At 73.2% G+C, this 12,009-nt stretch carries 9 protein-coding genes; 6 read left to right on the top strand and 3 right to left on the bottom strand.

The features are described from left to right. Window positions 1–2: 2 nt before the first annotated feature. Window positions 3–1,244, bottom strand: coding sequence for a hypothetical protein (locus AB0I41_RS03105; protein ID WP_357101244.1), 1,242 nt, complete (start codon window positions 1,242–1,244; stop codon window positions 3–5). Beyond that, window positions 1,241–1,780, bottom strand: a complete 540-nt coding sequence (locus tag AB0I41_RS03100; RefSeq protein WP_357101242.1) for a SigE family RNA polymerase sigma factor — start codon at window positions 1,778–1,780, stop codon at window positions 1,241–1,243. The genes AB0I41_RS03105 and AB0I41_RS03100 overlap by 4 nt, the downstream gene beginning before the upstream one ends. A 189-nt stretch (window positions 1,781–1,969) precedes the next feature. On the opposite strand from AB0I41_RS03100, the gene AB0I41_RS03095 reads away from it, so the two are divergent. The 4 genes from AB0I41_RS03095 to AB0I41_RS03080 all read left to right on the top strand — a co-directional run bounded on the left by AB0I41_RS03095 (window position 1,970) and on the right by AB0I41_RS03080 (window position 8,750). Beyond that, window positions 1,970–2,887 carry a hydroxymethylglutaryl-CoA lyase gene (locus AB0I41_RS03095; RefSeq protein WP_357101240.1) on the top strand — a complete coding sequence of 306 codons (918 nt, stop codon included), beginning with the start codon at window positions 1,970–1,972 and terminating at the stop codon, window positions 2,885–2,887. A 306-nt stretch (window positions 2,888–3,193) separates the two neighbouring features. Beyond that, window positions 3,194–4,726 carry an acyl-CoA carboxylase subunit beta gene (locus AB0I41_RS03090; RefSeq protein ID WP_357101238.1) on the top strand — a complete coding sequence of 511 codons (1,533 nt, stop codon included), beginning with the start codon at window positions 3,194–3,196 and terminating at the stop codon, window positions 4,724–4,726. 87 nt (window positions 4,727–4,813) lie between these two features. Further along, window positions 4,814–5,968: an acyl-CoA dehydrogenase family protein gene (locus AB0I41_RS03085; protein ID WP_357101236.1), complete on the top strand. Its 1,155-nt coding sequence runs from the start codon at window positions 4,814–4,816 to the stop codon at window positions 5,966–5,968. Window positions 5,969–6,083: 115 nt separating this feature from the next. Continuing rightward, entirely contained in the window at window positions 6,084–8,750 is a 2,667-nt protein-coding gene (locus AB0I41_RS03080) for a helix-turn-helix domain-containing protein (RefSeq protein ID WP_357101234.1), read from the top strand. 254 nt (window positions 8,751–9,004) lie between these two features. Here AB0I41_RS03080 and AB0I41_RS03075 read toward each other — a convergent pair whose 3' ends face one another. After that, window positions 9,005–9,514: a MarR family transcriptional regulator gene (locus AB0I41_RS03075; RefSeq protein ID WP_357101232.1), complete on the bottom strand. Its 510-nt coding sequence runs from the start codon at window positions 9,512–9,514 to the stop codon at window positions 9,005–9,007. 102 nt (window positions 9,515–9,616) lie between these two features. Between AB0I41_RS03075 and AB0I41_RS03070 the strand changes: the two genes are divergently transcribed. Continuing rightward, on the top strand, window positions 9,617–10,195 hold the full coding sequence (locus AB0I41_RS03070; protein WP_357101230.1) for a YceI family protein: 579 nt from the start codon (window positions 9,617–9,619) through the stop codon (window positions 10,193–10,195). Between the two features lie 250 nt (window positions 10,196–10,445). Beyond that, on the top strand, window positions 10,446–11,924 hold the full coding sequence (locus AB0I41_RS03065; RefSeq protein ID WP_357101228.1) for a glutamate--cysteine ligase: 1,479 nt from the start codon (window positions 10,446–10,448) through the stop codon (window positions 11,922–11,924). The last annotated feature ends 85 nt before the right edge of the window (window positions 11,925–12,009 follow it).

The raw sequence follows: 12,009 nt of genomic DNA, 5'->3' as shown, positions 1-12,009 counted from the left end.
TGCTAGCGGTGGGTCACCGGCGACCAGCGCCAGCCGTCGGTGGAGCCGTACAGGGTGCCGTCGGCGTCGGGTGCGTGGAACCAGCCGTCCGGCGTACGGCGGACCGGGCCGGCGGTGGTCGGCAGGCCGTCGAGTTCGACCGCCTGATACGCGCCGCCGTCCCGGGCCACCCAGTAGCGGCGGGCGTCGGCGGCCCGGCCGTTCACGAGCTGGGAGAGCACGTGGGTGCCGTCGGCGGTCACGAACGACCCCTTCGTGCCCTGCTCGTCCGGCAGGTCGGCGTCGGTCAGCCGCTGCCACCGTCCGTCGGTGCCGTCGGCGCGGTAGACGGCCCGGACACCGCCGCCGGTGGTCGCGGCGTACGTCGTCGCCGTCCCCGTCACCGCCAGCAACGGCGCCTCGCACCCCTCCTTCGGGCAGGCCGGCGCGTCGGCGAAGACGTGGGTGGACCAGCTGCGGCCCGCGTCCGCGCTCGTCGAGACGGCGGGTCGGCCCGTCGCCGGGTCGGTGCCCGCGACCCGGAGGCGACCGGCCGACTCCTCGATCCGCAGCTCGTCCGTCCGCATGGTCAGCGGCGGCTGCGCGGTCAGTGGTGCCACCCCGCGGGTCGCCGGGTCCACGGCGTGCAGGGTGCACGGCGTCCCGGCCCGCGGTGACCAGCAGATGGCCGTGCCACCGTCCGGCACCGCCTCGGCCGTCCCGGCGGGCTGGGCGGCTGCCCAGGTGCGACCGCCGTCGAGGCTGGCCAGCAGGGCCCGGTCGGCGTCCGGCCGGCTGCCGGGCGCGGCCGCGATCAGCGCGTCGGGACCGAGGACCGCCAGTGCGCTGACGGTGATCGGGGTACCTCGGTCGCTCCAGGTCCGGCCGCCGTCCGTGGAACCCACCAGGGCGACCCTCTGCTTCTGGCACGGTCCGCCGGTGCAATTCGACAGGGAGAGGTAGAGGTGTTCCCGGTCGGCGGCACCAGCCCACCGGATCCGCCTTCCGGACGCCGGATCGGGATCCCCGGTCATGGTGGTCCGGCTGGCAATCGGCGGCCCGTCGACCGGCGGTGGTACCGGGGACAGCAGGTTGACGGCGACGACGGCCACCGTGGCGAGGGCGCTGGCCCCGGCGGCGGTCGCTGCCGTGAGCCGCCGACGGTGCCGGCGACGGCCGGCGTCGTACACCTCCTCCGCCGTCAGCCGGCTCGGCCGCGCCGACGAGTCCGCGGCATCCTCGAAGAGCTCACGCAGCCCGGTCATGCCCTTCCCTCCGTAACGCCGGCAAGGCTCGGAACGGTGTCGCCGAGAACCTGGCGGAGCGCCGCGAGACCGCGCGCCGTCTGGCTCTTGACCGTGCCTTCGGAACACCTCAGCGCGGCGGCCGTCTCGGCCACGTCGAGTCCCTGGTAGAACCGGCAGATCAGGGTCAGCCGCTGGCGGGGTGGGACCTGACGCAGCGCCTGGGTGAAGGCCACCCGGCGGGCCGTCACCTCGGCGTCGTCCTCGGGGCCGGCCAGATCGGGAGGCTCGGCGACGATCCGCTCCCGGCGGCGCCACACCCGCCGGGTCTCCGAGAGGTACGCCCGGATCAGGCAGGTGCGCAGGTAGGCGTCCACCGCCTGCGGATCGCGGATCCGGTGCCAGTTCGCGGCGAGCCGGATGAAGGCGGTCTGCGCCAGATCGTCGGCCCAGTGCCAGTCCCCGCACATCAGGTAGGCGGTACGCCGCACCACCTCACGCCGCGCCGCGAAGTACTCGCTGAACTGGCGTCGCCCCTCGTCCTCGTCCCGTCGCATCCCGCTCCCTTCACCGATAGGTGTTCAGCGGGAGGCCGATCGGTTGCACGGGCCGACGACGTTTTTTCGTCGGCCTCCAGCCAGCGACGGTAGACCGACGGTCGGCAAGGTCGGTGATCCACCTCGCGGACGGCGGCGGGTGGGTGGGAGGCTGGTCAGGGACCAGCATCACGTCACAGTGAGGTGACCATGACAGAACTGCCAGGTTCGGTGTCGATCCGCGAGGTCGGGCCGCGCGACGGGCTGCAGAACGAGGACCCGATTCCGACCGACGCCAAGGTTCGGCTGCTCGACGCGCTCTCGCGTACCGGCGTGCGGCGGATCGAGGCGGTGTCGTTCGTCCACCCGAAGGCGATCCCGCAGATGGCCGACGCCGACGAGGTGTGGCAGCGGGCCAGCCGGGCCGACGGGGTGCGCTACTCGGCGCTGGTGCCCAACACCCGGGGCGCGCAGCGGGCCCTCGCGGCCGGGTTCACCGAGATCGAGGTGGTGGTCTCGGCCAGCGACACGCACAACCGGCGCAACGTGAACCGCTCCACCGAGGAGTCGCTGGACGACATCGCCGAGCTGATCGACCTGCTGCACGGGGCCGGCGCCCGGGCCGAGGTGATCGTGGCGACCAGTTTCGGCTGCCCCTACGAGGGGGACGTCGACCCGCAGCGGGTCGCCGGCATCGTCGACCGCGTCGTCCGCGACGGCGCCGACCGGGTCGCGTTCGGCGACACCACCGGCATGGGTACGCCCCGGCGGGTCCGCGAGCTGGTCACCGCCGTACGGGACCGCAACGCGCACGTGCCGGTGCTGCTGCACTTCCACAACACCCGGGGTACCGCCCTGGCGAACCTGCTGACCGCGCTGGAGTTGGGCGTCACCGAGTTCGACGCCAGCGTCGGCGGCCTCGGCGGCTGCCCGTACGCCCCGGGGGCCAGCGGCAACCTGGCCACCGAGGAGGCGGTGCACATGCTGCACGACATGGGCATCGACACCGGCATCGACCTGGACGCGCTGATCGGGGCGGCCGAGCTGGCCGAGGAACTGGTCGGCAAGAAGCTTCCCTCCGGCGTCCTGCGTGCCGGCCCCCGCACCCGCCTCACCCCCCGCCCCTAATGGCCCACGCCCGACCCGCGCCACCCTCAACCAGCCCGGCCCCACCGGGCCGGGCGCACCCACCCGGCCGGACCATCTCGCGGTGATCAAGAGGTTTGCGTCAGCTCCAGGCGGAATGCTGACGCAAACCTCTTGATCATCCGACCGAGAGACGCCCGCCGGGCGCCCGCCGGGCACGGTGGGCAGGCGTGGGCACCGGGGTGCGGCGGTGGGTCGCCGGAAGGTCACCCGATGCGCTAGCCTAACGATCGTTCAGGTCAGTCGGTCGCCCACGAGGTGGCCGGCTCAGGTGGCGAGGGAGTCGGCGTGACGCTCGACGGTGAGGCACTGGAGCAGCTGCGCAAGCGCGCCCGGGCCGGCGGTGCGGACAAGTACCACGCGGCGAACGCCGCCAAGGGCAAGCTCTTCGCCCGCGAGCGGGTCGCGCTCCTGGTCGACGAGGGCTCCTTCGTCGAGGACGGCCTCTACGCGAACGCGATGGCCGACGGGTTGCCCGCCGACGGCGTGGTCACCGGCACCGCCACCATCGACGGCCGCCAGGTCTGCCTGATGGCCAACGACTCCACGGTCAAGGCCGGCAGTTGGGGCGCCCGCACGGTCGAGAAGATCATCCGGATCATCGAGCGGGCCTACTCGACCGGCGTGCCGATGGTCTACCTGGTCGACTCGGCCGGCGCCCGGATCACCGACCAGGTCGACCTCTTCCCCGGCCGGCGGGGTGCCGGCAAGATCTTCTGGAACCAGGTCCGCGCCTCGGGTTCCATCCCGCAGGTCTGCGCGCTGTTCGGGCCGAGCGCGGCCGGCGGGGCGTACATCCCGGCGTTCTGCGACGTGGTGGCCATGGTGGACGGCAACGCCAGCATGTACCTCGGCTCGGACCGGATGGTCGAGATGGTCACCGGCGAGAAGACGACGCTGGAGGCGATGGGCGGCGCCAAGGTGCACTGCGCCGAGTCCGGGGTCGGCCACTTCCTCTGCCAGACCGAGGCCGAGGCGCTGGACGTGGTGAAGCGCTACCTGTCGTACCTGCCGGCGAACTGGACGCAAGCGCCGCCGGCCGCCGACGCGGTCGCCGCGCCGGAGAAGGCCGACCTGGCCGCGCTGGTCCCGGCCAGCGAGCGGCAGGCCTTCGACATGCGCCGCTACGTCAAGGGCCTGCTCGACGACGGCTCCTTCTTCGAGATCCAGGCGCTCTGGGCCAAGGAGCTGACCATCGGCTTCGGGCGGCTCAACGGTGAGGTGGTCGGCGTGGTCGGCAACAACTCGATGTTCAAGGGCGGCGTGCTCTTCGTCGACTCGGCCGACAAGGCGACCCGGTTCGTGCAGCTCTGCGACGCGTTCAACGTGCCGCTGCTCTTCCTGAGCGACGTGCCCGGCTTCATGGTCGGCAGCGCGGTGGAGAAGCAGGGCATCATCCGGCACGGCGCCAAGATGATCACCGCGATCTCCGAGGCGACCGTACCGAAGATCTGTGTGGTGGTCCGCAAGGCGTACGGTGCGGGCCTCTACGCGATGGCCGGCCCGGGCTTCGAGCCGGACGCGACGATCGCGCTGCCCACCGCGAAGATCGCGGTGATGGGCGCGGAGGCCGCGGTGAACGCGGTCTACGCCAACAAGATCGCCGCGATCGCCGACGAGACCGAGCGGGCCGCCTTCGTCGCCGCGAAGCGCGAGGAGTACGAGCGGGACATCGACGTCGTCCGGCTCGCCAGCGAGCTGGTGGTCGACGCGATCGTCGAGCCGCACGAGCTGCGCGTCGAACTGGTCCGCCGGTTTGCCGCCGCCCGCACCAAGGACCGGCACTTCTCCCGGCGCCGGCACGGCGTCACCCCGGTCTGACCGGGGCCCGCGCGTCATCCGCAGCACCCGTCCCGAGGGATCCGTCCCGGCGTCACGAGCGCCCGGCGGACCACACAGGAGGATCAGATGGACTTCCGGCTCACCGAGGAACAAGAGGCGCTGCGATCCAGCGTGCGGGACTTCGCGCGCGAGGTGGTCGCCCCGGTCATCGCCGAGCACTACGAGAAGCACACCTTCCCGTACGAGGTCATCCGGCAGATGGGCAAGATGGGGCTGTTCGGCCTGCCCTTCGGCGAGGAGCACGGCGGCATGGGCGGCGACTACTTCGCCCTCTGCCTGGCTCTGGAGGAGCTGGCCCGGGTCGACTCCAGCGTGGCGATCACCCTGGAGGCGGCGGTCTCCCTCGGCGCGATGCCGATCTACCGGTTCGGTACTCCGGAGCAGCGGGCGACCTGGCTGCCGAAGCTGCTCAGCGGCGAGGCGCTGGCCGGGTTCGGGCTGACCGAGCCGGGCACCGGTTCGGACGCCGGCGGCACCCAGACCCGGGCCGTGCTGGACGAGGCGACCGACGAGTGGGTGATCAACGGCTCCAAGGCGTTCATCACCAACTCGGGGACGGACATCACCGCGCTGGTCACCGTCACCGCGGTCACCGGCACGAAGCCGGACGGCTCGAAGGAGCTGTCGACCATCATCGTGCCCACCGGGACGCCGGGCTTCAGCGTCGCGCCGGGCTACTCCAAGGTCGGCTGGACCGCCTCGGACACCCACGAGCTGACCTTCGACGACTGCCGGGTGCCGGCGGCGAACCTGCTCGGCGAGCGGGGACGGGGCTTCGCCCAGTTCCTGCAGATCCTCGACGAGGGCCGGATCGCCATCGCCGCGCTCGCCGTCGGCCTCGCCCAGGGCTGCGTCGACGAGTCGATCAAGTACGCGAAGGAGCGGCACGCCTTCGGCCAGCCCATCGGCAACTACCAGGCGATCCAGTTCAAGATCGCCGACATGGAGCTGAAGGCGCACACCGCCCGGCTGGCGTACTACGACGCCGCCGCGCGGATGCTGGCCGGCGAGCCGTTCAAGCGGCAGGCGGCGATCGCCAAGCTGCACGCCAGCACGATCGCGGTGGACAACGCCCGCGAGGCCACCCAGATCCACGGCGGCTACGGCTTCATGAACGAGTATCCGGTGGCCCGGTTCTGGCGGGACTCCAAGATCCTGGAGATCGGCGAGGGCACCTCCGAGGTGCAGCGCATGATCATCGCCCGCGATCTGGGCGTCTGACCCGGCTGACAGGCCCCTGCCGCGCCATCGCCGGCGGGGCCTGTCGGATTTCGGCGCGTCGGCTGGACGACGTACCGGTATCGGCCGTCGTATCCCGTCCGTACCCTTCCTGCCCATGACACCGGCTGATGATCATCCGTTGGCGCCGGGTGGTCGTACCTCGCTCCCGGGGCTGTTGCGGGGGCACCGGCTCGCCGCCGGCCTCACCCAGGCCGAGCTGGCGGAGCGGGCCCGGGTCGGCGTGCGGACCGTCCGTGACCTGGAGCGCGGCCGGTCCAGCCGGCCGCAGCGCACCACCGTGGAACTGCTCGCCGACGCGCTCGGCCTGACCGGCGGGCCCCGCGTCGCCTTCCTCGCCGCCGCCCGTGGGCGGACCACCGCCCCGGCCGTCGCCGAGGTCCCGCGCCGCTCGCCGGCCGCCGGATCCGCGCCCCACGACCCCGACCCCTCCGGTACGCCGATCGCGCTCCCGCCCCCGGTCGAGCTGATCGGGCGGGAGCGGGAACTGGCCGACCTCGCCGTCCTGCTCACCGCGGACCGCTGGCCGCCGGTGGTGACCCTGGTCGGACTGGCCGGCGTGGGCAAGACGGCGCTGGCCCTGGCGGTGGCGCACGAGGTGGTCGCCGCCTATCCCGGCGGGGTGGCCGGGGTGCTGGTCGGCGAGGGCTCGGACGCCGCCGACGTGCTGGCCGCGGTGACCGCCGTGCTCGGCGCGGCCCGCCTGCCCGACCTGGCGGTACGGCTGCGCAACCGGCCGGCGCTGCTGCTGGTAGACGCGGCGGAGCGCGCCCCGGACCCGCTGGCCGAGGCGTTGGGGCAGCTCACCGATGCGGTGCCGACCCTGCGGGTGCTGGTGACCGGGCGGCACCCGGTGGGCGTACCCGGGGAACTGGTCCGCCCGGTGGCGCCGTTGGACGTGCCGCCGGCCGATGTGGTGGACGCCGCCGACCTGGCCCGCTACCCGGCGGCGGCGCTCTTCGCCGCGCGACTCGCCCGGGTACGCCCGGAGCCGCCCGACCCGAGGGAGCTGCCCGCCCTGGCCGCGCTGGTCCGCCGGCTCGGCGGCCTGCCGCTCGCGATCGAGCTGATGGCGGCCCGGGGCCGCATCCTCGACCTCGACGAACTGCTCGACCGGTACGGCGACCGGGTTCTCGACCTGGCCACCGCCGACCTGGGCCGGCGTGGCTGGGAGGCCGCCGAGCCGGCCGGGTCGGGCAGCGCGCGGGCCGCGGTGGCGGTGACCCTGCGGGAGGCGGTGGCCACCAGCTACCGCCTGCTCGCCGACACCGAGCGCGCGGCCGTGCGCCGGCTCTCCGCGTTCGCCAACCGCTGGTCGGTGGAGCTGGCCGAGGAGTTGCTCGCCGACGAGGCGGACAGGGACGGCCCGGTCGCCGTCGACCCGGTTCCGCTGCTGGACCGGCTGGTGGAGCTGGGCCTGCTCAGCGTCCGCGGGGCCGGCCCGTTCCGGTTCCGGCTGCTCGACGCGGTCCGGGACTTCGCCGTCGAGCGGGCCGCCGGCCTGGGCGAGCTGACCGCGATCCGCCGCCGGCACGCCGTCGTGCTGGCCCGGCTGGTGACCCGGACCGCGCCGGACCTGGTCGGGGCGAAGCTGCCCGCCGCGGTACGCCAGCTGGACGAGGCGACCAGCGACATCAGCGCCGCCCTGGCGCACGCCGCCACCGACGACCCGCTCACCGCGCTGCGCCTGGCGGCGGCGCTGACCCGCTGGTGGCGGCTGCGGGGGCGGGACGTCTCCGGTCGGCAGTGGCTGCGCCGGCTGCTGGCGGACCCGCGTACCGCCGACGCCGACCCGGTGCTGCGGGCCTGGGCGTTGCTCGGGGTGGCCCGGCTCGCCGCCGAGCACGGGGCGGGGGCGCAGGAGCTGCCGGCCGCCCGTGCGGCGCTCGACGTCTTCACCGCGCACGCCGAGATCACCGGCGAGTTGGAGGCCCGGACGGTGCTCTGCGCGCTGCTCGTCGCCACCGGCGGACACGACGAGGCGCGCGAACAGGCGCAGGCGGTGCTGGCGCTGGCCACCCGGCACGGCCGGGTACGCGACATGGCGGTCGCCCAGAACAACCTCACCTGGCACGACGTCCGCCTCGGCGACCTGGCCGGCGCCCGACGGCGGCTGGCCACGGTCGACCGGCTGGCCGCCCAGTGCGACGAGCCGCGGCTGCGCCTGCTGGCCCGGGCCGACCTGGCCGAGGTGGCCCGCCTCCAGGGCCGGTACGCCGAGTCGGTGGAGCAGGGTCGCCGGGTCGCCGGGGCGCTGGCTGACCTGGGCGACCCGGGACACCGCCGCCGGGTGCTCGGCACGGTCGGCTTGGCGCTGGCCCGGGACGGCCGGGCGGACGAGGCCGCCGACGTGCTGGCCGAGCTGAGGGCGGACGCGCGTCCGATGCCGCCCGTACCGCGACCGGCGGTACCGGTCGACCGGCTGGTGCCGGCCCGGTCCTGGTCCCCGCCGCTCGGCCGGGTACGGCCGGGCGCGGCGGTGTCGGCGTCGCGGCCGGAGGAAGGGATCATCGCGCTGATCGAGGGGACGGTGGCGCTGCACCGGGGCGACCGCGAGTTGGCCGCAGAGTGGTTCGGGTTGGCGACGGAGACCGGCGTCGACGGACCGGACCGGCGGGACGTGGTCGAGGCGCTGGTCGGGTTGGCGGCGAGCACCGGTGACCCGGCCGTGCTGGATCGTCTCGACCGGGCCTGCCGGGAGAGCGGCATCCGGCTGCTGCCGTACGAGGAGCACCTGATCCGCGGGCTCCGGTCGGCCGGCTGAGATCCGGGCGGTGTCTGCCCGGACCGTTGCGGCACCGCCTGCGAGGGCGGGGAGGCGCGAGCGAAGAAGCCCCCTGGTGACACCCCTCGCTCAATCGCTCGCGCCGGCACCCCCCAGGTGCTCCCCCCGCGCTCGACGAAGGCTAGTCACCCCTGCCGTCCGCTTTGCGCGGCTTCGCGGGCTTGTTCCACCGGCACGCCCAGTTCTGCCGGTGGTTCTGCCGGTGCGGCGTCAAGCCGGTCGGTGCTGCGGGGTCAGGCCGCCGGCTCGTCGGCCGGGGCCGGTTCGGCCGGTTCGGTGCTGCCGGCGGTCGCCCCCGGGTGGACGGCGTCCCGCACCTGGCGCAGGCCGTCGAGCATGGCCGCCAGCGTCGGGGGTTCGAGTTGGCCGGTGAACCACTGCTCGATGATCCGCAGGTGACCGGGGAGGGTCTCGTCGAGGCGCTTGAGCCCCGACGGGGTGACCACCGCGTACGAGCTGCGCCGGTCGGACGGGCAGGCCCGCCGGCAGAGCAGGCCGTCACGTTCCATCCGGTCCACCACGCGGGTGACTCCGCTGGTGGAGAGGGAGGTCTGCGCGGCCAGGTCGGTCATCCGCAGTTGGTTGCCGGGGGACCGGGCGAGCCGCATCAGCACTTCGAACTCGACCGCGGAGAGGCCGTGCTCCTCGTACTGGTCGGCGAACCGGGCCGACAGTCCGGCGTACGCCTCGACGAGGAGGCCGACGGCGGTGATCCGGGGGTCGTCGAACACGTTCTGGTCCACCTGGCCATCCTAACAGTGCTTGACACGGGGAATATCGCTGTGGCTATAGTTGCTCAGTCAGTCGTTGGGCTACTAAACAATCTCTTCCCTGGAGGACGCACCATGACCAGCACCGAGTCGGTTACCCGCGACTGGGAGGGCCTCACCATCCCGACCGCCGGCACCTACCTGCTGGACGCGGCTCACAAGCGGGTCGGGTTCGTCGCCCGGCACATGATGGTCAGCAAGGTACGCGGTGAGTTCGCCGACGCCTCGGCCACCATCACCATCGCCGAGGACCCGACGCAGTCCTCGGTCAGCGCCACCATTCAGGCCGCCAGCATCAGCACCGCTCAGGCCGACCGGGACGCCCACCTGCGCAGCCCGGAGTTCCTCGACGTCGAGACCTTCCCGACGCTCGAGTACCGCAGCACCGGGGTGAAGTCCCGCGACGGCAACGAGTTCGTCCTCCTCGGTGAGCTCACCATCAAGGGCGTCACCCGGGCGGTGGAGCTGGAGGTCGAGTTCGAGGGCGTCGGCCGCAGCCCGTTCGGCCAGGACATCTTCGGCTTCTCCGCGAGCACCGAGATCGACCGGGAGGACTTCGGTCTGACCTGGAACGTGGCGCTGGAGACCGGCGGTGTGCTGGTCGGCAGGAGGATCAAGATCGAGATCGAGGGCGAGGCCGTCCGCCAGGCCTGATCCGGCGGACCCTTCCCGGTGAGCGAGGCCCCTGCTTCCCTGAGCAGGGGCCTCGCCCCGTCTTCAGGTGCGAATTGTCACGGATTATTCGTCGCCCGCCCCGGTGGCGGCGGTGGCGGCTGGGTAGAGATGGCCGCAGCGCGTACCGGTCGGGCCACTGGCCCTGGCGAGGTGGGCGCTCTTACCGTGGTTGTTCACAACGCGCGGCGGGACGCCACACCGTCCCGTGCGCCTCACGCCGGGAGGGCACATGGGTAGAGACGTCGAGCAGGGCGCCTTCTCCCGGGAGGACCGGGTCCGCTACCGGCAGAAGGTTCGGCGCTGTCTGGACGTCTTCGCGTTGATGCTGGACGACTTCGGCTTCGACGCGGACCGCCCGATGACCGGCCTGGAGATCGAGCTCAACCTGATGGACCCGGCGGGCGAGCCGGCGATGCGCAACGAGGAGATCCTGGCCGCCATCGCCGACCCGCTGTTCCAGACCGAGCTCGGCCAGTTCAACCTCGAACTGAACGCCGCGCCCCGGCTGATCGAGGGCAGTGGGTTCGCCGACTACGAGCGTGACCTGCGCAACAGCCTGACCCGGGCCGACGAGCGGGCGGCGAAGTCCGACGCCCGGATCGTCCTGGTCGGCATCCTGCCCACGCTCACCGAGCGGCACCTGGTGGTCGACAACCTCTCCACCAACGAGCGCTACCGGGTGCTCAACGACCAGATCGTCGGCGCCCGGGGCGAGGACATCGAGCTGGACATCCGGGGCGTCGAACGGCTCCAGAGGCACACCGACTCGATCGCGCCCGAGGCGGCCTGCACCAGTCTCCAGTTCCACCTCCAGGTGGCGCCGGACAGCTTCGCCGACTACTGGAACGCCTCCCAGGCGATCGCCGGGGTCCAGGTCGCGATCGGTGCGAACTCCCCCTTCCTGTACGGGCGGCAGCTCTGGGCGGAGACCCGGATCGCCCTCTTCGAGCAGGCCACCGACACCCGCCCCGACGAGCTCAAGGCCCAGGGCGTACGCCCCCGGGTCTGGTTCGGCGAGCACTGGATCACCTCGATCTTCGACCTGTTCGAGGAGAACGTCCGGTACTTCCCGCCGCTGCTGCCCATCTGCGAGGACGAGGACCCGGTCGAGGTGCTGCACGCCGGCGGGGTGCCCCAGCTGGCGGAGCTGCGGCTGCACAACGGCACGGTCTACCGCTGGAACCGGCCGGTCTACGACATCATGGACGGCCGCCCCCACCTGCGGGTGGAGAACCGGGTGCTGCCGGCCGGCCCGACCGTGGTGGACATGCTGGCCAACGCGGCCTTCTACTTCGGGCTGGCGCGCGGGCTGGCCGAGTCGGACCGGCCGATCTGGAGCCAGCTCACCTTCAGCTCCGCCGAGGAGAACTTCCATGCCGCCGCCCGGCGCGGCATGGACGCCGTCCTGCACTGGCCCCGCCTCGGGGACGTGCCGGTGGCCAAGCTGGTCCTGGACACGCTGCTGCCGAAGGCGGCCACCGGGCTGGACCGGTTCGGTGTCGACCCGGCCGAGCGGGACCGGCTGCTCGGCATCATCGAGCAGCGATGCCGTACCGGCCGCAACGGCGCGGTCTGGCAGACCGAGACGGTCTGGGCGGCCGAGCGGCACCGCGGCATGGACCGCGAGGCGGCACTGCACCACATGGCCCGCCGCTACGCCGAACTCCAGCGCAGCAACGAACCCGTCCACACCTGGCCCGTCGACTGACCCACCCCCACCCCCCCACCCCCCCCAACCCCCCACCCCCCCCGCCCGACGCCGGCGCGGCCTCGCAGTTTCACGGAAAGAGTGG

This window comes from Micromonospora sp. NPDC050200, assembly GCF_040656135.1.
Lineage (GTDB): Bacteria > Actinomycetota > Actinomycetes > Mycobacteriales > Micromonosporaceae > Micromonospora.
The sequence above is the reverse complement of the archived record's forward strand: the minus strand, read 5'-3'. Positions and strand labels throughout refer to the sequence as shown.

What these genes read in the sequence shown, in the direction of transcription:
- AB0I41_RS03070 (WP_357101230.1), top strand. Translation starts at nt 9,617, where the DNA reads ATGACCAGCACCGAGTCGGTTACCCGCGACTGGGAGGGCCTCACCATC.
- AB0I41_RS03065 (WP_357101228.1), top strand. Translation starts at nt 10,446, where the DNA reads ATGGGTAGAGACGTCGAGCAGGGCGCCTTCTCCCGGGAGGACCGGGTC.
- AB0I41_RS03095 (WP_357101240.1), top strand. Translation starts at nt 1,970, where the DNA reads ATGACAGAACTGCCAGGTTCGGTGTCGATCCGCGAGGTCGGGCCGCGC.
- AB0I41_RS03100 (WP_357101242.1), bottom strand. Translation starts at nt 1,780, where the DNA reads ATGCGACGGGACGAGGACGAGGGGCGACGCCAGTTCAGCGAGTACTTC.
- AB0I41_RS03085 (WP_357101236.1), top strand. Translation starts at nt 4,814, where the DNA reads ATGGACTTCCGGCTCACCGAGGAACAAGAGGCGCTGCGATCCAGCGTG.
- AB0I41_RS03105 (WP_357101244.1), bottom strand. Translation starts at nt 1,244, where the DNA reads ATGACCGGGCTGCGTGAGCTCTTCGAGGATGCCGCGGACTCGTCGGCG.
- AB0I41_RS03080 (WP_357101234.1), top strand. Translation starts at nt 6,084, where the DNA reads ATGACACCGGCTGATGATCATCCGTTGGCGCCGGGTGGTCGTACCTCG.